The following is a 21,278-nucleotide window of genomic DNA, read 5'->3' as shown; positions in this document are numbered from 1 at the left end:
ACGATTTAAATTAACCCTCCATTTACATTTAACACAGTTCCGGTAATATAGTTTGATAAGTCTGAAGCAAGAAATAAAGTAGAATTAGCTATATCTTGAGGTGTTCCTGGTCTTTTTAATGGAATATTTTTTATCCAATTTTCTTTGATTTTATCTCTCAATTGAGAATTCATTTTTGTTACAATATATCCGGGAGCTATAGCATTACAACGAATATTTTTTTTTCCTAATTCTCTCGCTATTGATTTTGTAAATCCAATAATTCCTGCTTTAGATGCTGCATAATTAGATTGTCCAATATTTCCCGTTAATCCTACAACAGAACTCATATTAATAATGCTTCCTTTTTTTTTTTTCATCATAGGATGAATAGCATGTTTAGTTAAATTAAATATAGAATATAGATTAGTTTTAATCACATAATCCCAATCCTTTTTCGAAATTTTAAGCAAAAAATTATCTTTTATAACCCCTGCATTGTTCACTAATATATCTATACTACCATATTTTTTTATCACTTTTTGCACTAAATTTTCTGATGAATTAAAATCAGAAAGATCTATTTGATATGCTTCAACCAAATCTTTAAATTCAAATTCTAATTTTTTTGCTTCCTTTTTTGAGGAAAAAAATGTAAAAATAACATTAGCTCCATGTTGTACAAAAGTTCTTACGATAGACTGACCTATATCTCCTGCTCCTCCTGTAACTACAGCTATTTTTCCATTTAATAATTTCATATGACAATATGATTATTTTTAATTAATTGAAAGATAAGATTTAATTGTTCATCTATACTCAGAAATGTATTATCTATTTCTATAGAATCTATAGATTTTTTTAGTGGAGAGATCTTTCGTGAAGTATCCATTATATCTCTATGAATTATATTTTTTTTTACTTCTTCATAAGACACCTCTTCTCCTCTTTTTTTTAAATCTTGATATCTTCTGTAAGAACGAATTTCTATGGATCCTTTCATAAATATTTTTAACTCTGATTTAGGAAACACACAATTTCCTACGTCTCTTCCATCTATAACAATTCCTTTATTTTTTCCAATATTTCTTTGAATAAGAGTTAACTTTTCTCTAATTTCTGGAATTTGAGCTATTAAACTTACTTTAGCCGCTACTTTTTCTGATCTAATCTGAGATTGAATATTTTCTTTATTTAAAAAAATATCTGTTTGATTACATTTTTTATTCCATTTAAACTTTAAACTGATTTCTTTCAAAATAGGAATAAAATTTCGAGTATTCCACAAATCACTATCAAAAATTTTTTTTTTAATAGCAAGTAAGGTTACACTTCTATACATAGCACCACTATCTATATATTTATATTTTAGTTTTTTAGAAATAGCTTTGGCTAAAGTACTTTTTCCAGATGAAGAGTATCCATCTATAGCTATAATAATTTTTCGATTCATATTAATTAATTCACATTTATTTTATATGTTTATATGATAGTAATTTATAAAAAAGTTTTACGGTTAGAAAATCAGTAGAAGATTCCTCTTTATTAGGTAAAAGTTCTACTATATCAAATCCTATTACATTTTTCTTTATAAAAACTTTTTTCAAAAATTTTAAAGTAGTATACCAAGATAAACCTCCTGGTTCTGGAGTGCCAGTTGAAGGTGCTATGCTAGGATCAAAAACATCTATGTCTATACTGATGAATACATTTTCAGATAATTTATGAATAGCATCTTGCATCCATAAATCATTTTTATAAATATCATGCATATAAAATATATTTCCTTTTTGAATGTATTTTTTCTCTATTATGTCCATACTACGAATTCCTATTTGTATTAAAGGATGTTTTTGAGAGGCTTCATACATGGAACAAGCATGATTATAAGGATCCCCCTTGTAGATAGGCCGCAAATCTGTGTGTGCGTCCATATGAAGAATACTTAAATTTTTATATTTTTCTCCGAATGCTCTAATACTTCCTATTGATATAGAATGATCTCCTCCTATAAACGTTAGGAATTTTTCTTGATAAAGATATTTTTTTGTAACATTATATACTTTTTTGATCATTTTTTTTGTAGAAATTGAAGGATTTATAACATAGGGAACAATAAAAATTCCTTTTTTATATACTTCTGACTGGGTTTCAATATCATATAATTCTATATGTTCCGCTGCAGATAAGAAAGCTTTCGGACCTTCTTTTGATCCCTTTTTCCATGTTTGAGTATAATCATATGGAACCAGGATAAGTACCGTTTGAGATTTATTAATTGTAGCATACTTTTCAGGTATTCCCGCAAAAGTTTTTTTTTTGTAATTCAATTTCAATAACCTAATATTTTTAAAACTTCTTCTGGACTTTGTGATTGACGAAATATTTTATATACAAAATTTTTTTTTTCATCATGATCTATCAATACATGAATAGGTTGAGGAATTAAACAATGGTGTACTCCGCCATATCCACTAATTGTATCTTGATAAGCTCCAGTATTGAAAAACCCAATATAAAGCGGAATTTTTCGATGAAAACAAGGAAGATATATAGCATTCATATGTTGTTCTGAATTATAATAATCATCACTATCACATGTCAATCCTCCTAAAAAAACTCTTTCATAGCAATCATTCCAACGATTAATTGCCATCATAATAAATCTACGACTTATTGCCCAAGTATCAGGAAGTGTAGTCATAAAAGAACTGTCTATCATATTCCATTTTTCTCTATCATTCTGACGTTTTTGATTAAGTATTTTATATAAAACACCTCCACTTTCTCCTACTGTATAAGCTCCAAATTCTGTGTAAATATGAGGTTCTGAAATATTTTCTTTTTGACAAAAATTTTTTATTTGATAAACAATTTCGTTGGTCATGTATTCATAATCATACTTAAAAGACATAGATGTTTTAATAGGGAAACCTCCTCCTATATTTAGAATTTCTAATTCTGGTGCTATTTTTTTTAATTTAGCATAAATATGCAAACATTTGAAAAGTTCATTCCAATAATAAGCAGTATCTTTTATTCCTGTATTTATAAAAAAATGTAACATTTTTAATTCTACTTTAGGATTATTTTTTATTTTGTTTAAATAAAAAACAATAATATCTTTATATCCAATTCCTAATCTAGAAGTATAAAATTCAAATTTAGGTTCTTCTTCAGAAGCTATACGTATACCCAATTTAAAAGGATAGTTAATAACTAAATTTAGTTTTTCTAATTCATCTGAATTATCTAATATTGGGATTGTATTATAAAATCCATTGTTTATAAGTTCTGATATATTTTCGATATAATTTTTTGGTTTAAATCCATTGCATATAACTTCAATATTTTTAGTAGTTTTTCCTTTTCGATAAAGATTTTTGACAATTTCTATGTCATAAGCATATGAAGTTTCAATACTAATATTATTTTTCAAAGCTTCTTCTAATACAAAAGAAAAATGAGAACTTTTTGTACAATAACAATAAGTGTATTTATTATTATATTTATTGGAATGAATTGCTTTTTCAAACCATTTTCTGGCTTTTTGTATATTTTGAGATATTTTTGGTAAATATGTAAATTTTAATGGAGTTCCATATCTTTTTATAATATCCATTAATGGAATTCCGTGAAACTCTAAAAAATTATTTCTTATAGAAAATTCCTCAGTGGGAAAATCAAAAGTTTGATCTATAAGATCAGCGTAACGGATTTTCATTGAAATTGTATAAATAAGAAAATTAATTCGTATTTGTATCTTTATTTTCTTTATTATATATTAAAAATTTTTTTAAAAAAATGTCTATTTCTCCATCCATGACAGATTGAACTTGTGTAGTTTCATGACCGGTTCTTAAATCTTTCACTAATTTGTAAGGATGCATAATATAATTTCGAATTTGAGAACCCCATTCTATTTTTTTTTTTTTGGATTCTATTTTTTCTTTTTTTTCATTTTTTTTAATTATTTCTATTTCAAATAATCTGGATTTCAATAATTGTAAAGCTTTTTGCCTGTTTTGTATTTGAGAACGTGATTCTGTATTTTCTACAGTAATTCCTGTAGGATTATGACGTAATCTAACTCCTGTTTCTACTTTATTTACATTTTGTCCTCCTGCTCCACTAGAACGGAAAGTTTCCCATTGTATATCTGATGTTTTAATATCTATATTAATATGCTCATTGACCATAGGATAAACATATACAGAAGAAAAAGAAGTATGACGTTTTGAATTACTATCAAACGGAGATATACGGATCAATCTATGTACTCCATTTTCTCCTTTCAAATATCCAAAAGCATAAGGCCCATCTATTTCTAAAATAACAGATTTAATACCAGTAACATCTCCAGATACATGATGTATTTTTTTTACAGAAAAATTTTTCTTTTCCGCCCACATGAAATACATTCTCATTAATATGGAAGTCCAATCACAACTTTCAGTCCCTCCAGCTCCAGAAGAGATTTGTAATATCGCATTGAAAGAATCTTCTTTTTCTGAAAAAATATTTTTGAATTCTATATTTGAAAGTAATTTCAAAGTTTTATATAATTGAATTTCAAATTCTTTTTCTAAATTTTCTTCTTTGGAAAAAGAAAATATGACTTCTAATTCTTCGAAAGCATTTTTTAATTCCGTAAAATCTTTTATGCATGTTTTCATATCATGCATGTCCTTTATAAAACTTTTATATTTTTTATAATTTTTCCAAAAATTAGGATTTGATATTTCTTCTTGTTCTTTATTTATATGTTCTTTTATTTGATCTATTCTGAGAATATCATAAATTTTATGAATTCTTTCTGAAATAGATTGTATTTCTTCTTTTTTTATCATAGTGCGAAAATAAATATTTTGAAATAATTAGTTTTGATAACTATTATGATCAAAAAAATTTTTTTATATTTTTTATATTATGAAAATGAAAATTTCATTCTTAGTATGAATTATAAGTTTACAATTAAATCACAAAAAGTGATACAAGAAGCGCAACATATTGCATTAAAAAATAATCAACAATCTATTGAAAATGCACATATTTTAAAATCTATCTTAAAAACTGAAGAAAATATAATTCATTTTTTTTTAAAAAAATTAAAAGTAAATTCTCAATCAATAATTATTGGATTAGATAGTATTATTTCCACTTATCCCAAAATACTTAATGGTTCTTTCTCTCAACATTTCAGTTCACATGTCTCAAATATGTTGAATATTGCAGAAAACTATGCTAACATATTAAAAGATCAATTTATTTCTATAGAACATATTTTTTACGGAATTTTTATGAGTTTAGATGATACTTCGAAATTATTGAGAGGGGAAGGAATAACAGAAAAAAAAATAAAAGAAGTTGTTGAATATATAAGAAAAAAAAATGGAAAAGTAATTTCTCCTACAATTGAAAATATGTATAAAGCATTGGATAAATACGCAAAAAACCTTAATGAATGGGCCTATAAAGGAAAGTTGGATCCTGTTATTGGACGTGATGAAGAAATACGTAGGGTTTTACAAATCTTATCTAGAAGAACAAAAAACAACCCAATCTTGATTGGAGAAGCAGGGGTGGGGAAAACAGCTATCGCTGAAGGTCTAGCTCATCGTATTATAAGTGGAGATATTCCAGATAATTTAAAAAATAAACAAGTATATTCTTTAGATATGGCTTCTCTAATTGCAGGAGCAAAATATAAGGGGGAATTTGAAGAACGTCTTAAAGCTGTAATTAAAGAGGTTACATTTTCAGATGGAGAAATTATTTTATTTATTGATGAAATTCATACTTTAGTTGGAGCGGGAGGAGGAGAAGGAGCTATGGACGCCGCAAATATTTTAAAACCAGCATTGGCCAGAGGAGAACTTAGAGCAATAGGAGCTACAACTTTAAATGAATATCAAAAATATTTTAGAATAGATAAAGCTTTAGAAAGAAGATTTCAACAGGTATATGTTGATGAACCTTCTATTGACGATGCCATATCTATATTACGTGGAATTAAAGAAAAATATGAAAGTCATCATAAAGTAAGAATAAAAGATGAATCTATTATAGCTGCTGTAGAATTATCTAAACGTTATATTAATGAACGTTTTTTACCAGATAAAGCGATTGATCTTGTAGATGAAGCGGCTTCTAAGTTGAGAATGGAAATCAACTCAAAACCAGAAGAATTGGATGTGTTGCATAGAAAAATCATGCATATGGAAATACAAATAGAAGCTTTGAAAAGAGAAAATGATGAAAACCAATTAATTCCTTTAAAAAAAGAATTGTATCAATTAAATGAAAAAAGAATGCAATTGCAAACTCAGTGGCAAAATGAAAAAGATTTAGTTGAAGGAATCCAAAAAACTAAAGATAAAATAGAAAGTTATAAATTTGAAGCAGAACAAGCAGAAAGAGCAGGAGATTATGGCAAAGTAGCAGAATTAAGATATGGAAAAATAAAAGAAGAGGAAAATAAAGTGAAAGCGTTAAAAAATGAATTAAAAAAACAAGAAGACAAAGGGAAAAAAATGATACAAGAAGAAGTTTATAGAGAAGATATAGCTCAAGTTGTATCGAAATGGACCGGAATTCCGGTTACTAAAATGTTGCAAAGTGAAAAAGAAAAATTATTATTTTTGGAAAAAGAATTACATAAAAGGGTAGTAGGACAAAATGAGGCTATCCAATCAATAGCAAATGCTATACGGCGTTCTAGAGCAGGATTACAAGATGAAAAAAAACCTATAGGTTCTTTTCTTTTTATGGGTAGTACAGGAGTAGGAAAAACAGAACTTGCTAAAACTTTAGCAGAATATTTATTTGATGATGATAATAATATGGTTCGTATAGATATGAGTGAATATCAAGAACCTCATTCCGTTAGTAGGTTCATAGGGGCTCCTCCTGGATATATAGGTTATGACGAAAGTGGAGAATTAACAGAAGCTATACGTAGACGTCCTTATAGTGTTATTTTGTTAGATGAAATAGAAAAAGCCCATTCAGATGTTTTTAATATTCTTTTGCAAATTTTAGATGATGGAAGGTTAACTGATAATAAAGGAAGAACCGTTAATTTTACAAATACTATTATTATTATGACTTCCAATATAGGGGCAGACATCATTCAGGAAAATTTGGACCAAGAAATTTCTTATAATAAAATGGAGGCTACAAAAAAAGCTTTAATAGATTTATTAAAAAATATTGTAAGACCTGAATTTATTAATCGTATAGATGAAATCATTTTGTTTAAACCTCTTTCTAGAAAGGAGATCAAAGATATTGTGAAATTACAAATGAAAAAATTAGGAGAATTACTATATAATAAGAAAAATATTTATATAGAATCTACTAATGAAGCTATAGAATATTTATCGGAAAAAGGATACGATCCTCATTTTGGAGCCAGGCCTTTAAAAAGAGTGATTCAACATGATATTTTAAATAACCTATCCAAAGAGATCTTAAAAGGTAAATTACAAAAAAATCATAGAATTTTAATAGATTTTTTTAAGGAACAAGGAATTGTATTTAGATAATCAGAAAAAATTGAAAATATTAATATTTAAAATACCAATAAATAAGTGATTCATAAATCCGGTTTTGTTAATATAATAGGATCTCCTAATGTGGGAAAATCAACCTTAATGAATTCTCTTATGGGAGAAAAACTTTCCATCATAACGAAAAAACCACAAACTACTCGTCATAGAATATTGGGAATCGTTAATAAATCTGACTTTCAGATTATATTTTCGGATACCCCAGGGATGATTGATCCTATTTATCCAATGCAAAAAATTATGATGCAATATATAGAAAAATCATTAGAAGATGCAGATGTTATTTTGCTTACGACAGAAATAGGAAAATTAGAGGATGTTGCTATATTCAATCATATTAAAAAAAAAACAAAAATGTTCCCATTATTATATTGATTAATAAAATAGATAAAATAGAAAAACAATGTGAAGTATTATATGATACCGTTAATTATTGGCATAAATTATTTCCTTATTCAGATATATTACCAATATCTGCATTAAAAAAAATGAATCAAGATCTATTAATGAATAAAATTAGATCTTTGTTATCTGAACATCCCCCTTATTATCCCAAAGATTATTTAAGTAATAGACATGAACGGTTTTTTGTAAATGAAATAATTAGAGAAAAAATATTTTTTTTCTATGAAAAAGAAATTCCTTATTCTGTAGTAAGTTCAGACAAAATTTTTTTAAAGATAAAAATACTTTTATATATATATTATCATACATATATGTAGAACGATATTCTAAAAAAGGAATATTAATAGGAGAAAAAGGAAATGCTATTCAAAAATTAAAGTTTTTTTCTATAAAAAGCATAGAGTTTTTCTTTAAGAAAAAAATACAATTAAAATTGTATGTTACAGTTTGTAAAAACTGGCGATATGATTACAAAAAATTAAAAGATTTTGGGTATTAAATTTATTCAATTTTTATAATAAAAAATTCTTTTTTTCCAAATTGTAACAAAATATATTTTTTTCCTATTATATTTTCTTTTTGGATCAAAATGTTTTCTTTCACAAGAATTTGATTCAAATGAATTGAATTTGCTTTTAAAGCTCTATTTGCTTCACTTTTTGAAGAAAAAAAACCACTTTTCTTTAAAAGATCTAATAAAAAAATACCTTTTTCAAATTCCTCACAAGATATAAGCATATGTGGAATATGATTATATATAGAAATGAACATTCTATCATCCAATAATTGAAAAGGTTTATTTATTTTTTCAAATAATACATTCGTAATTTCTATCATTTTTTTGGAAATTTTATTTCCATGAACCCATTCTGTGATTTTATTAGCTAATTCTCTCTGTAAAAGCCTTTTATTTGGATAGCTTCTATGTTCGAAAATTAAATTTTCGATTTTTTCTTTAGAAAAAAAAGTATATATTTTTATATACTTTTCAATTTCAATATCAGAAATATTCATCCAAAATTGATAAAATTTATATGGAGATGTTTTTTTTTTATCTAACCATATATTTTTTTCTTTATCACTTTTACCAAATTTCACTCCATTAGGTTTTATGATTAAAGGAAAGGTTATTCCATATGCTTTTTTTCCTGTTTTTTTTCTAATCAATTCTATCCCTGTTGTGATATTTCCCCATTGATCAGATCCTCCAATTTGCAATTCACAATTTTTTACTCGATTTAAATACAAAAAATCATATCCTTGTATAAGAGAATAAGAAAATTCAGTGAAGGATATTCCGTTTTTTTTATTATTGATTCTTTTTTTTACAGAATCTTTAGATATCATGTAGTTTATAGGAAAATATTTTCCTATTTCACGAATAAAATCTATAAAAGTAATATTTTGAATCCAATCAAAATTATTTAACAATTCTATTTTTTCTGAATAAAAATTCAAAAGTCTTAATATTTGGTTTTTTATAGATTCCGTATTTTTTTGCAAAACTTTCTTACTTAAAAAGATTCTTTTATTTTTCCTTTCTGAAGGATCCCCTATTAAACCTGTAGCTACACCAATTAATCCTATAGATTTATGTCCTTTTTTTTGAAAATGAATTAACATAATAATCGGTAAAAGACTTCCTAAATGCAAAGAGTCAGATGTAGGATCAAAACCTATATACATGGTTGTAGGTTTTCTCAATTGATTTTCTATACCAGGAACTTTATTTTTAATTAAACCTCTCCATGAGAGTTCATCAATAATATTTTGCATAGATAATAGTAATCTTAACTTAAATTATTCGATTATGATAAAAAAAATCGTAATGTACAATTTTTTCACTTTTTTTTTTAGTTTAGCTCATCTCATTTACAGCATTCTTTTTTTTAAAAAATATTTTCCCTTGATATTAAAAATATATGTTTTTTTATTACCTGTAAATAATTTGTTTTTTCTTTTTTATTTGTTTACAAAAAAAAAATATAAATACTCTACATACATTTATGTATTATGTAGTATGCTGAAATTATTTTTCAGCATTTATGTTTTTTTTTATTCAATTATTAATTATTATAGTATTTTAGATTTTTCATTATTATTGAAAGCTTTAATTCATTTTATTTTTTCATATTTTATGATTCTTTTTTTTATAATCATATTTTTATTGAATTAAATAATTTTCTTATTTGTTATTTTTTATAAATCTTTCCTTTATAATCAGTTCTACAGATTTATTTTCTATTTTCGAATTTAACCAAGAAATAATATCTAAATAGAGAAAAGTTCTTTTTTCATAAGGGTGATCATAATATTTAATTAATTTATCTCTTAATCTTTTAAATTGATTTTTAATTTGATGTGGATATACGTTTCCTAAATTTTGAAAAAAATGAATAATTTTCTTTTGTACAACATACCAATCATCCATTTGTATAAAAAATTTATATGTAGATTGAATTTTTTGATCCATATTTTCGTCTAATCCGCTTTCGTAACACGCAATTAAATGTAAAAGCCTTGAAAAACATTGCAAATCTTGTCGTAAATTTTTTTTTTTATTTTCCATAATCTTTGACAAATACCGAATAGTATTTTCATTATCTCCACTACCAAAATATAAACAAGCAATTTTATAATAAAGAATCATAATATAATGAGAATCTAAACGATGAAAGATTTTATTAAATTCTATAAATAATGATGGGATAACTTCTTTAACTCCTTTTGAAAAGCTTCCCTCCATATAATGTTTATTGATCCGATTAGTATATGTATACATAAAAATCAATATTTTAGTATTCCCATTTATCAGTATTTCTCCATTTTTTACTTCTTTTTCAAATTGTTTAAATACATGAATAAATTTTGAATAATGATTTAAATAAAATAAAGTATCTAACAAGTAATGATATCCTTTTAAATAGCTTACAGGAGCTATTTTTTTAGCTTTTGTATGATTTTTAAACAATTCAACCCATTTATAAGATGATCTATAGCACATTATGAAATCTTGTCGAATGTAATGATACCACACTTGAGCTTGATATAAAAATAATTTTTCGTAAAAACTAAGTTTATCAATATCAAATTTTGGAAGATTGGTACGAAAATATGTTTCTATAAATATTTTATCTTTTTCGTTCCTTACATATCCTACTTTTAAATATAAACCATATAATTCTAAAGAAAGACTAGATAATGCATTGTTGCATTGAATTCTTTCAATTAATTCTTTTGATTCTGCGGATAATTCTCCAGACCTAGAATAAAGACTTCTAGTTATATGTTGAGATTCTATCATTTTTTCAAATTCTACTAATTCTAAGAGAATTGTATTATATTCACAAGATCTAGCAATAATTTTTGCTTTTCCTAATAATTTTAAACTTTGTATATATAAACCTTTGTTGTATAAAATTTTAGCAAAATCTAAATATTCACGAATTTGTATATCATGATTTTCTACAGTATGTTGTAATTTTTTAAGACTAGTCAAAATTTGTTTATATAAATGAGCTTTCATATTAGATAATTGTTCTTTTTTTATTGGAACATTTTTTAATATTTTTTGTTCGTTGTAATAACTCATTTTATTCATGATTTCGAATAATTTCATGAACTTAGCGTATTTATTTCTTTTTATACGATTTGCATAAAGTCTAAAATTTCTTTTCTCTGATTTTGATAAAGTTTGAATTAATAAAAATAGATGATATGATTTATTATTATTGTAATTAGACATTGTAATTTTATAATAATATTTAATTTGATTAATAGAAAAATATAAGAGAATTTTTTTAATTAGAGATTGTAAGTGTTATAATAATTTATTTCTGTTTTCTTTTTGGAAAAAATAGTTTTGATGAAAATAATCCCATGATATGGAAAAAAAGAGAATACAAATTTTTGATACAACTTTACGAGATGGAGAACAGGTTCCAGGATGTAAATTAAATACGAAAGAAAAAGTGAAAATAGCTAAAAAATTAGAATCTTTAGGAGTAGATGTAATAGAAGCAGGATTTCCCACTTCAAGTCCGGGAGATTATCAATCTGTTCAAGAAATATGTAAGTCAATTACAAAAGCTGTAATTTGTGCCTTGTCTAGAGCTGTGGAAAAGGATATAGAAATAGCGGGGGTAGCATTAAAATATGCTAATAGGCCTAGAATTCACACTGGTATAGGAACTTCAAATTATCATATTCGTTATAAATTTAACAGCACTCCAGAAAAAATCCTAGAAAGAGCTATATATGCAGTGAAATATGCAAAAAAATTCGTGGAAGATGTGGAATTTTATGCTGAAGATGCAGGACGGACAGAAAATGAATTCTTAGCAAAAGTTTGTGAAAATGTGATTAAGTATGGAGCAACAGTAATTAATATACCAGATACTACAGGATATTGTTTGCCAGAAGAATATGGAAATAAAATCCGTTTTTTGAAAGAAAATGTAAAAGGGATTGATAACATCATATTATCTACTCACTGTCATAATGATTTAGGATTAGCTACAGCTAATTCATTAGCTGGAGTTATGAGTGGAGCAGAACAAGTAGAATGCACCATTAATGGAATCGGAGAAAGAGCAGGAAACACTTCTTTAGAAGAAATTGTTATGATTATTAAGCAAAATTCTCATTTAAATTTGTTTACTAATATTAATACAAAATTAATTTCTTCTACGAGTTATTTAGTATCAGAATGTACGGGAATGAAAGTGCAAGCCAATAAAGCTATAGTAGGAATTAACGCTTTTTCTCATTCTTCTGGAATCCATCAAGATGGAGTCATAAAAAAAAGGGAAACTTATGAAAGTATTAATCCAGAAGACGTTGGAATAGATCAATCTTCAATAATTCTTACAGCTAGAAGTGGAAGGGCCGCTTTAGCATATCGTTATAAAAAATTAGGGTGTTTCTTAAATGAACATTCTTTAGATTTAGTTTATTCTATTTTTTTGAAATATGCAGATGAAAAGAAAGAAATTACTGATATGGAATTAAAAACTATATTAGAAAAAGCTAATTTGAATAAGAATATAAATAAAGTATTACATATTAATACGAATAATAGTAGTAGTAATAGAAGAATAAATATTGTATAACAGGAAACAATGTCAAAATCATTATTTGATAAAATTTGGGACTTACATGTTGTTAAAAAATTGGAAAATAAAATATATATTCTTTATATAGATAGACATTATATACATGAAGTAACAAGTCCTCAAGCCTTTATAGAGTTAAAAAAAAGGAATTTATCTATTTTTAGACCTAATCAAATTATAGCAACGGCAGATCATAACGTTCCTACAATTAATCAACATTTACCTATTTCAGATCCTTTATCTAGAAAGCAAATAAATTTATTAACAGATAATTGTAATAAATTTGGAATCACATTATATGAATTAGGAAATAAAAATAATGGAATAGTGCATGTGATTGGGCCTGAATTGGGTTATACTTTACCTGGTATGACAATAGTTTGTGGAGATAGTCATACTTCAACTCATGGAGCTTTTGGTTGTATAGCTTTTGGAATTGGGACCAGTCAAGTCACTATGGTTATGGCTAGTCAATGTTTATTGTTATCCAAGCCTAAACAAATGAAAATACAATTAAATGGAAATTTAAGAAAAGGAGTTACTCCGAAAGATGTAATTTTATATATCATATCAAAATTAGGAGTGGATGCGGGGGTTGGATATTTTGTAGAATATATGGGATCTACTATTAAAAAAATGAGTATGGAAGGGAGAATGACTATTTGTAATATGAGCATTGAAATGGGGGCAAAAGGTGGATTAATAGCTCCAGATGAAATTACTTTTGATTATGTCAAAAAATGTAAAAGATTTCAAAAATTTAAAACAAAAGAGAAACAACTCATAGAGTATTGGGAATCTTTAAAAACAGACGATAATACAATATTTGATAAAGAATATCTATTAAAAGCTGAAGATATTGAACCTATGATAACATATGGAACAAATCCCGGAATGTCAATAAAAATATCAGAAAGAATTCCGAAATTGGGTATAGATTATAAATCTTTGGATTATATGGGGTTTTCATTAGGTGAATCTTTGATAGGAAAAACGATTAATTACATTTTTATAGGAAGTTGCACAAATTCCAGAATAGAAGATTTGAGATTGGTGGCTTCTATAATACAAGGAAAAAGAAAAGCAAATCATGTAGAAGTAATGATCGTTCCTGGATCAAATCAAGTTGTTAAACAAGTTAAAAAAGAAGGATTAGATAAGATTTTTAAAAATTCTGGATTTGATTTTCGTCAACCAGGATGTTCTGCTTGTTTGGGAATGAATGAAGATAAAATTCCTGCAGGAGAATATTGTATTTCTACATCTAATAGAAATTTTGAAGGAAGACAGGGCCCAGGGTCTCGTACTTTACTAGCTAGTCCTTTGACTGCCGCTATTGTAGCTATTGAAGGTAAAATTGTAGATATTAATAAATATATTTATGAAAAGATTAACGATGTTAATTAGTCAGGTTGTTCCATTATTTATAGAAGATGTTGATACAGATCAAATTATTCCTGCTCGTTTTTTAAAAGAGATTGACCGTGAAAAATGTGGAAAAAATCTTTTTATGGATTGGCGTTATCAAAAAGATGGTTCCTTAAATAAAAATTTTATATTAAATGATTCTAATTTTCATGGAAAAATTCTTTTATCAGGAAGGAATTTTGGTTGTGGATCCAGTCGTGAACATGCTGCGTGGGCTATTTTTTATTATGGATTTAGAGTGATAATATCTAGTTTTTTTGCTGATATTTTTAAAGAAAATGCATTAAATAACGGATTATTAGTTGTAGAAGTATCCGAACATTTCTTAAATAAATTATTTAATGTAGTAGAAAAAAATCCGAAAATTCAAATAAAAGTTGATTTAATTGATCAAAAAGTTACAATACTAAAAACGGGAGAATTTGATAAATTTCATATACATCCATATAAAAAAAATTCTTTCATACATGGTTATGATGATATAGATTTCTTAATTTCCATTAAAAATGATGTAGAAAATTTTGAAAAAAATAGAAGATTTGTTTTAATATGATAAAAAATATCTCTGTAATAGAAGGAGATGGCATAGGACCTGAAATTATAAGGCAAACGATGAAAGTTTTAAATTCCATAGCTATAAAATATGGTCACAATTTTCATTATAAAAATATTTTAGCTGGATCTAAAGCCATAGAAAAATTTGGAGATCCTATGCCTGAAGAAACTATAGATAATTGTTTCAAATCAGATGCTGTTTTATTTGGTTGTATAGGAGATCCAAAACACGATCATAATCCAAGAGGAATGAGGCCTGAAGATGGATTGTTGAAACTCAGAAAAAAAATGAATTTATATTGTAATATTCGTCCTGTAGTAGTCTATCCTAATTTAGATAAATCTCCTATAAAAAAGGAATTATTAAATGAAGTTGATTTTATTATATATCGTGAATTAACGGGAGGAATTTATTTTGGAGAGAAAGGTCGTTGTAAAAATGGAGAAAAAGCATATGATTATTGCATTTATTCTAAATCAGAAATTGAAAAAATTGGGGAAATGGCTTTTAAAGCTGCTCTTTTTCGTAAAAAAAAAGTAACATTAGTGGATAAGGCTAACGTATTAGAAACTTCTAGATTGTGGAGAGAAGTAATTAAAAAAATATCGTTGGACTATTCCGATGTATCTCTAGATTTTTTGTATATAGACAACGCTTCTATGCAAATTATTATGAATCCAAAAAAATTTGATATTATTTTAACGGATAACATGTTCGGAGATATTCTTTCAGATGAATCGAGTGTTTTAACAAGTTCAGTCGGACTACTGCCTTCTGCTTCTATAGGAGATCATAAATCTATGTTTGAACCTATACATGGATCCTATCCTCAAGCTAAAGGGAAAAATATTGCAAATCCTTTAGGATGTATTCTTTCAGGTTCTATGATGTTAGAATATTTTGGGATGCATCAAGAAAAAAATCTTTTAGAAAAAGCAGTGAAACACTCTATTGAAAAAAAAATATGTACACAAGATATTATTGATTCAAAATTCTCTTCTACAACTGAAGAAGTCGGTAATTATATAGAAAAATATATTCTAAATCAATAAATTTTTTCTACGATCGGAATTCTATGATCTAGAATATCAGAAATCCTTTTAATGAGAAATGGTAGAACATTCATTTTATAATCTAAATATGTTATGTTTGTTTTTTGAATTTTTTGTATGTGAAAAATATTTATAGGAATTTGGAATATACTTCCATTCATTTTTGGAGAAACAATTCCTATGATAGGAGGTTTTTTTTGACATCCTTTAAATGTGGAAGATTTAAACCATAAATAAATATAAATAAGCAATTGCATAGTTTTCGCATGATTTATATCATAGAAAATATTTTCCATATTTTTTAAATAAATATTGATCTCCTTCATTTTTGAAAATCCTATTTTGTAATCAAGAATACGAGTTGTCCCATCAAATTCATCTATACGATCTATAATACCATGCAAATTTATTTTTCTTGCTCCAATATTTAATGTTGCAGAGACTTTCCGTTCTATTTCTTTTATAAAAATTTTATGGCCGTTTATAACAAATTTTTCATCCCATGAAATAAAATTTTCTATATAATTTTTTATTACATAATAAAAAAACATATTATTTCCTTCAATAATTTCCTTTTTTCCTAAAAGAACTTTTTTTATAGTATATTCATAATTTTTTTTCATTTTATGAATAAAATCAATGGTAATAAAATTTTCTTTTATAGGGTCATATAATATTTTTAATATTTGATGAATAATTTTTCCTATTTTTTTTTTATAAGATGTTTCTTCTGGGGGATTTAATTTCAGTATTTTTTTATAGTAGAATAAAAGAGGATTATAATTGTATAAATGAATGGAAGAAGGGGATAATCCTTTATCGATTAATTCATCTAAACGTTGAATTATAGATTTTGTTTTATTAATGATAATAGGTTGTCTTTTTGAATTTATAGGAAAGAATGGTTTATTTATTTTTTCTGTTGATATTTTAGAACTTATTTCTATCCTATGAATAAAACGACTTTTTTCTCCAGAATTAATTTCATCTGGTTGATCTTTATATATTAAATATGTTTTTTTTGAAAATTTAATAATCCTTGTTAAATGATGAAAATAAAAATTTTCATTTGTATTATTTATTTTTAATTTTTGATATATATCAAAGGGAATAAAAGAATTTTTTTTATAACTTGGAGGAATTACTCCTTCATTAAAAGACGTAATAATCACAACATCAAAATTTTCGAAAAAAATGTCTATGAAACCTGTTACATATAATCCTCTTATATTTCTATGTATGTATCTTATATTTTCTGTATGAGTAAACTCTTCATATATGTTAAATATATCATTGATGCCTATAGATAAATTTTTAGTTTTTCTAATTATTATCCTTAATTTTTGTATATAAGTCTCTAGTTTGAAAATAAATTTTAGTTCCAAAAAATGTTTTCTTTTTTTCGTAAAAAGTAATTTTATAAATTTTCTTATAAAGCTGATAATACTTATAAGAATTATTTTAATATTATTAGTTGGAATTTTAAAAATAATCCATAAATCATTTCTATATAAATATTTTTTTATTGTGTCTTCGCAAATAAAATCAGAATCATTTTCGATATAAAATTTTTTTAATATTAAATTTTTCTTTAAAAAAAATTTTTGAATATATCCATTAGATAATACTCTTATAACATCTTTTCTAGTAAATTTTTTGAATTTATCTTTTTTTAAGAGTAATTGGAATATAGAATAAAAAGTATAATAAATAGGAATATCATTTAATGGAAAATTGATATTGAAAGAGACATTAATTCCTAATTTTTTTTTTATAGAATGTATTAATGGAATAGTTAAAGAGTTATCTCCTGGTATTAAAAGTATTTTGTTAGGTTTTTTATTTTTTTTTATGAATTTACATATGATATCCTCCACAGTTTTAACTTGTTCTATTTCTTTTGAAACACCAATAATTTTTAAATTATCATATTGTAATTGTAAATATTTTTTTGAATTCGGAATTATCTTTTTATTCAAAAGCACTGGATTCAAAATTGAAATATTTTCTTTACATAAATCATAAACTAGTCCTTTTTGAAAAATTTTTTTAGTAAAAATTTTTTCGCATTCATTAAATACAATAGAATCAACAAGAAATAATACAATTTTTATATTAAAATTTTGATATAAAAAGGAATCTAAACGAGAAATTGCTGTTTTGAAAAGCATTCCATGATAAGCTATTCCTTTTTTGAAAAGTTGAGATTGTAAAAGATAATAGTATTTATGAATTTTTTCCCAAAAAAAATTTTTTTCTTGTTCTAAAAGATTAAGATTCCATTTGTTTATCTTTTCTCTGGAAATAATAGATGAAAAAAAATATTCAACATTAACCATGTTAAAATCTATATTTTGAAAATCATTTAATATTTTAGGCCCCCAATTAAAAAAATCATGAAAATTTTTTTCTATGAAATCATTCTTTTTTAAAATAGAAAAAAAATAAAGTAGTGTTGAATGATTATCTAAAATTTTTAGTCCAGAAATAATTTCAAAAAATTCTTCTATTGTAAAAAAATTAATTTTTGAACTGTATTTTGAACTGTATTTATTTTTTATATATTCTATAATAGTAGGAACTTTTGATATAAAAAAAATTTTTTTATTTAAATTTTCTAATATAATATGTTTAATAATTTTATCAACTTTTTTTTTCACGAGAAAAAAATTTTTTTATATTTATTTTATCTATACATATTTGTTCTTTCAATTCTTGTATAGAATTAAATTTTTTTTCTTCACGTATTATATGAATCATTAAAATATCTATTTTTTTTCCATATATATTTTCGAAAAAATCGAATATATGTACTTCTATTTTTATTTCTTTATTTTTACTCTCTATAGTAGGGTTGTTTCCTATATTTAACATTCCTAAATACATATTATTCAAATAATAAATTTTTACAGCATATACACCTTTTTTAGGGATCAATTTTTTTGATTCTACTTTTAGATTTGCAGTAGGAAAATTAATCATTCTTCCTATGCCTTTTCCTGGTATGACATACCCAGATAATGTATATAAATATCCCAAAGCTTGATTGGCCCATTGTATATCTCCTAATAAAAGAGATTCACGTATGTGAGTAGAACTCACAATTCTTTCGCTTAATTTAAGAGGACTAACTTGATAAACTTTTATGCCATAATTATAAGATAATTTTTTTAATTCTTCGTAAGAATTATCTCTATTTCTTCCGATGTGAGAATCGTATCCAGTAATGATTTTTTGAATCCTATATTTAGGATGTAAAATTTTTTTTAAAAAATCTTTTGTTCTTAATTTTGAAAAATTTATAGTAAAAGGATGAATGATTAAATGTTCTATTCCTGTTTTTTTTAAATTATATATTCTTTCAGAAAGAGTATTTAAATAAAGAAAATTTTTATTAGAATTCAATATTTCTTTTGGATGTGGATGAAAAGTCAGCAGTACGGGACAATATTTTTTTTTAGATCTAAAAATTAAATTTTTAATAATTTTTTGATGCCCTATATGAACGCCATCAAAAACTCCAAGTGTAAATACACATGGATATAAAGAAGAAAATTCATCAATCAATGAATAAATTTTCAAAGTTTTTATCTTTTTTCTCTTACATTTACAATTACAAATTTAATTGTATAAATGTTAAAAAAAAAGGGATTACATGATGCATCAAAAAAAATTTAAAGGAATAATTACTCAAATTATAGGACCAGTAATCGATGTTTCTTTTAAAGAAGGTTCTTATCTTCCTAAAATTTATGATGCTTTAGAAGTATATTCATATAAAAAAGATAAAATTGTATTGGAAGTTCAACAACATATGGGAGATAGGAATGTTCGTTGTATATCTATGGAAATTACGGATGGATTGCAAAGAGGGCAAGAAGTTTATGCATTAGATAAACCAATTTGCGTTCCTGTAGGTGAATCTATTAATGGTAGGGTTTTTAATGTTTTAGGAGATTGTATCGACGGATTAGGAGATGTCGATAAATCGGAAAGTAAGCCTATTCATAGTAAATCTCCTGCATTTGTAGATTTATCTACTGATACAGAGATTTTGTATACAGGAATTAAGGTTATAGATTTAATAGAACCTTATCCTAAAGGAGGAAAAATTGGGTTATTTGGAGGAGCAGGAGTTGGAAAAACTGTATTAATACAAGAATTAATTAATAATGTAGCAAAAGGACATGGAGGAAAATCGGTTTTTGCAGGAGTAGGTGAAAGATCTAGAGAAGGAAACGATCTATTAAGAGAAATGTTGGAATCTGGAATTATAAAATATGGAAAGTCTTTTATGGAATCCATGAAAAAAGGATATTGGGATCTATCTAAGATAGATAAAGAATCTCTTAAGGAGTCTAAAGCTGCTTTTGTTTTCGGGCAAATGAATGAACCACCAGGAGCCAGAGCAAGAGTTGCTTTATCAGGGTTAACATTAGCTGAATATTATAGAGATCAATATTTAGAAGGAAAAAAAGGACAAGATGTATTATTTTTTATAGATAATATATTTCGTTTCACTCAAGCTGGATCAGAAATTTCAGCGTTATTAGGAAGAATTCCTTCATCAGTAGGATATCAGCCTACTTTATCTTCTGAAATGGGAACTATGCAAGAAAGAATAACTTCTACAAAAACAGGATCTATCACTTCAGTGCAAGCTGTTTATGTTCCAGCAGACGATTTAACAGATCCTGCCCCTTCTATCACATTTTCGCATTTAGATGCAACTACCGTTCTTTCCAGAAAAATAGCATCTTTAGGAATTTACCCTGCAGTAGATCCTTTAGATTCTACTTCTCGTATTTTATCTCCAGATATAATAAATGAAAACCATTATAATTGCGCACAAAAGGTGAAGGAAATTTTACAAAAATATAATTCTTTACAAGACATTATAGCTATTCTTGGAATAGAAGAATTAAGTGAAGAAGATCAATTAATAGTTTCTAGAGCTAGACGGGTTCAACGTTTTTTATCTCAACCATTTCATGTGGCAAAACAATTTACGGGAATAGAAGGTGAATTTGTAAAAATTGAAGATACTATAAAAGGATTCAATATGATAATATACGGAGAGTTAGATGATATACCAGAAGCCGCTTTTAATTTAAAAGGAACTATTGAACAAGTTATAGAAAGTGGGAAAAAAATGTTATTGACATAAATAAAT

15 protein-coding genes and 1 pseudogene are annotated in these 21,278 nt (G+C 25.5%); 7 read left to right on the top strand and 9 right to left on the bottom strand.

Annotated elements, in window-relative coordinates:
• Window positions 1-5: 5 nt before the first annotated feature.
• Genes fabG through prfB form a run of 5 tightly spaced genes read right to left on the bottom strand, consistent with a single transcriptional unit; the run spans window position 6 to window position 4,829 of the window.
• Window positions 6-740, bottom strand: a complete 735-nt coding sequence (gene fabG / locus H0H73_RS02875; RefSeq protein ID WP_185852116.1) for a 3-oxoacyl-[acyl-carrier-protein] reductase — start codon at window positions 738-740, stop codon at window positions 6-8.
• Complete coding sequence (gene cmk / locus H0H73_RS02870) at window positions 737-1,432, bottom strand: (d)CMP kinase (RefSeq protein ID WP_185852115.1); 696 nt, start codon at window positions 1,430-1,432, stop codon at window positions 737-739. The genes fabG and cmk overlap by 4 nt, the downstream gene beginning before the upstream one ends.
• Window positions 1,433-1,448: 16 nt before the next feature.
• Window positions 1,449-2,315, bottom strand: a complete 867-nt coding sequence (gene speB / locus H0H73_RS02865; protein WP_185852114.1) for an agmatinase — start codon at window positions 2,313-2,315, stop codon at window positions 1,449-1,451.
• A complete protein-coding gene (locus H0H73_RS02860) occupies window positions 2,312-3,703 on the bottom strand; it encodes a type III PLP-dependent enzyme domain-containing protein (RefSeq protein WP_185852113.1) in 1,392 nt (463 codons plus the stop codon). The genes speB and H0H73_RS02860 overlap by 4 nt, the downstream gene beginning before the upstream one ends.
• A 22-nt stretch (window positions 3,704-3,725) precedes the next feature.
• Window positions 3,726-4,829: a peptide chain release factor 2 gene (gene prfB, locus H0H73_RS02855; protein ID WP_185852112.1), complete on the bottom strand. Its 1,104-nt coding sequence runs from the start codon at window positions 4,827-4,829 to the stop codon at window positions 3,726-3,728.
• A gap of 105 nt (window positions 4,830-4,934) precedes the next feature.
• On the opposite strand from prfB, the gene clpB reads away from it, so the two are divergent.
• The gene (clpB, locus tag H0H73_RS02850) at window positions 4,935-7,526 is read left to right on the top strand and encodes an ATP-dependent chaperone ClpB (protein WP_185852111.1); all 2,592 of its coding nucleotides are present in this window, start codon (window positions 4,935-4,937) and stop codon (window positions 7,524-7,526) included.
• Between the two features lie 45 nt (window positions 7,527-7,571).
• A pseudogene (gene era, locus H0H73_RS02845) lies at window positions 7,572-8,454 on the top strand (GTPase Era).
• Window positions 8,455-8,456: 2 nt separating this feature from the next.
• Here the strand turns inward: era and tyrS are convergent.
• Both tyrS and H0H73_RS02835 read right to left on the bottom strand, forming a co-directional pair.
• Window positions 8,457-9,731 carry a tyrosine--tRNA ligase gene (gene tyrS, locus H0H73_RS02840; RefSeq protein WP_185852110.1) on the bottom strand — a complete coding sequence of 425 codons (1,275 nt, stop codon included), beginning with the start codon at window positions 9,729-9,731 and terminating at the stop codon, window positions 8,457-8,459.
• Between the two features lie 409 nt (window positions 9,732-10,140).
• On the bottom strand, window positions 10,141-11,700 hold the full coding sequence (locus H0H73_RS02835) for a hypothetical protein (protein WP_185852109.1): 1,560 nt from the start codon (window positions 11,698-11,700) through the stop codon (window positions 10,141-10,143).
• A gap of 139 nt (window positions 11,701-11,839) precedes the next feature.
• Between H0H73_RS02835 and H0H73_RS02830 the strand changes: the two genes are divergently transcribed.
• The 4 genes from H0H73_RS02830 to leuB are packed head-to-tail and all read left to right on the top strand — an operon-like array spanning window position 11,840 to window position 16,105.
• Window positions 11,840-13,066 carry a 2-isopropylmalate synthase gene (locus H0H73_RS02830; RefSeq protein ID WP_185852108.1) on the top strand — a complete coding sequence of 409 codons (1,227 nt, stop codon included), beginning with the start codon at window positions 11,840-11,842 and terminating at the stop codon, window positions 13,064-13,066.
• A gap of 9 nt (window positions 13,067-13,075) precedes the next feature.
• A complete protein-coding gene (gene leuC / locus H0H73_RS02825) occupies window positions 13,076-14,476 on the top strand; it encodes a 3-isopropylmalate dehydratase large subunit (protein ID WP_185852107.1) in 1,401 nt (466 codons plus the stop codon).
• Window positions 14,451-15,050: a 3-isopropylmalate dehydratase small subunit gene (gene leuD, locus H0H73_RS02820; RefSeq protein ID WP_185852106.1), complete on the top strand. Its 600-nt coding sequence runs from the start codon at window positions 14,451-14,453 to the stop codon at window positions 15,048-15,050. The genes leuC and leuD overlap by 26 nt, the downstream gene beginning before the upstream one ends.
• Window positions 15,047-16,105 carry a 3-isopropylmalate dehydrogenase gene (leuB, locus tag H0H73_RS02815; RefSeq protein WP_185852105.1) on the top strand — a complete coding sequence of 353 codons (1,059 nt, stop codon included), beginning with the start codon at window positions 15,047-15,049 and terminating at the stop codon, window positions 16,103-16,105. The genes leuD and leuB overlap by 4 nt, the downstream gene beginning before the upstream one ends.
• Here leuB and H0H73_RS02810 read toward each other — a convergent pair.
• A complete protein-coding gene (locus H0H73_RS02810) occupies window positions 16,099-18,765 on the bottom strand; it encodes a PD-(D/E)XK nuclease family protein (RefSeq protein ID WP_185852104.1) in 2,667 nt (888 codons plus the stop codon). The two genes, leuB and H0H73_RS02810, sit on opposite strands and share 7 nt — an antisense overlap.
• The gene (locus tag H0H73_RS02805) at window positions 18,749-19,687 is read right to left on the bottom strand and encodes a bifunctional riboflavin kinase/FAD synthetase (protein WP_185852103.1); all 939 of its coding nucleotides are present in this window, start codon (window positions 19,685-19,687) and stop codon (window positions 18,749-18,751) included. The genes H0H73_RS02810 and H0H73_RS02805 overlap by 17 nt, the downstream gene beginning before the upstream one ends.
• Window positions 19,688-19,763: 76 nt before the next feature.
• Here H0H73_RS02805 and atpD point away from each other — a divergent pair, with 76 nt between their 5' ends.
• Entirely contained in the window at window positions 19,764-21,272 is a 1,509-nt protein-coding gene (atpD, locus tag H0H73_RS02800; protein WP_185852511.1) for a F0F1 ATP synthase subunit beta, read from the top strand.
• Window positions 21,273-21,278: the final 6 nt, after the last annotated feature.

The sequence above is a fragment of the Blattabacterium cuenoti genome (assembly GCF_014251335.1).
Classification (GTDB): domain Bacteria; phylum Bacteroidota; class Bacteroidia; order Flavobacteriales; family Blattabacteriaceae; genus Blattabacterium; species Blattabacterium cuenoti_G.
This window is presented reverse-complemented; position numbering and strand designations above follow the sequence as displayed.

Excerpts from the sequence above, each read along its gene's own strand:
- fabG (WP_185852116.1), bottom strand. The coding sequence starts at position 740 with ATGAAATTATTAAATGGAAAAATAGCTGTAGTTACAGGAGGAGCAGGA.
- cmk (WP_185852115.1), bottom strand. The coding sequence starts at position 1,432 with ATGAATCGAAAAATTATTATAGCTATAGATGGATACTCTTCATCTGGA.
- H0H73_RS02860 (WP_185852113.1), bottom strand. The coding sequence starts at position 3,703 with ATGAAAATCCGTTACGCTGATCTTATAGATCAAACTTTTGATTTTCCC.
- prfB (WP_185852112.1), bottom strand. The coding sequence starts at position 4,829 with ATGATAAAAAAAGAAGAAATACAATCTATTTCAGAAAGAATTCATAAA.
- clpB (WP_185852111.1), top strand. The coding sequence starts at position 4,935 with ATGAATTATAAGTTTACAATTAAATCACAAAAAGTGATACAAGAAGCG.
- tyrS (WP_185852110.1), bottom strand. The coding sequence starts at position 9,731 with ATGCAAAATATTATTGATGAACTCTCATGGAGAGGTTTAATTAAAAAT.
- H0H73_RS02835 (WP_185852109.1), bottom strand. The coding sequence starts at position 11,700 with ATGTCTAATTACAATAATAATAAATCATATCATCTATTTTTATTAATT.
- H0H73_RS02830 (WP_185852108.1), top strand. The coding sequence starts at position 11,840 with ATGGAAAAAAAGAGAATACAAATTTTTGATACAACTTTACGAGATGGA.
- leuC (WP_185852107.1), top strand. The coding sequence starts at position 13,076 with ATGTCAAAATCATTATTTGATAAAATTTGGGACTTACATGTTGTTAAA.
- leuD (WP_185852106.1), top strand. The coding sequence starts at position 14,451 with ATGAAAAGATTAACGATGTTAATTAGTCAGGTTGTTCCATTATTTATA.
- leuB (WP_185852105.1), top strand. The coding sequence starts at position 15,047 with ATGATAAAAAATATCTCTGTAATAGAAGGAGATGGCATAGGACCTGAA.
- atpD (WP_185852511.1), top strand. The coding sequence starts at position 19,764 with ATGCATCAAAAAAAATTTAAAGGAATAATTACTCAAATTATAGGACCA.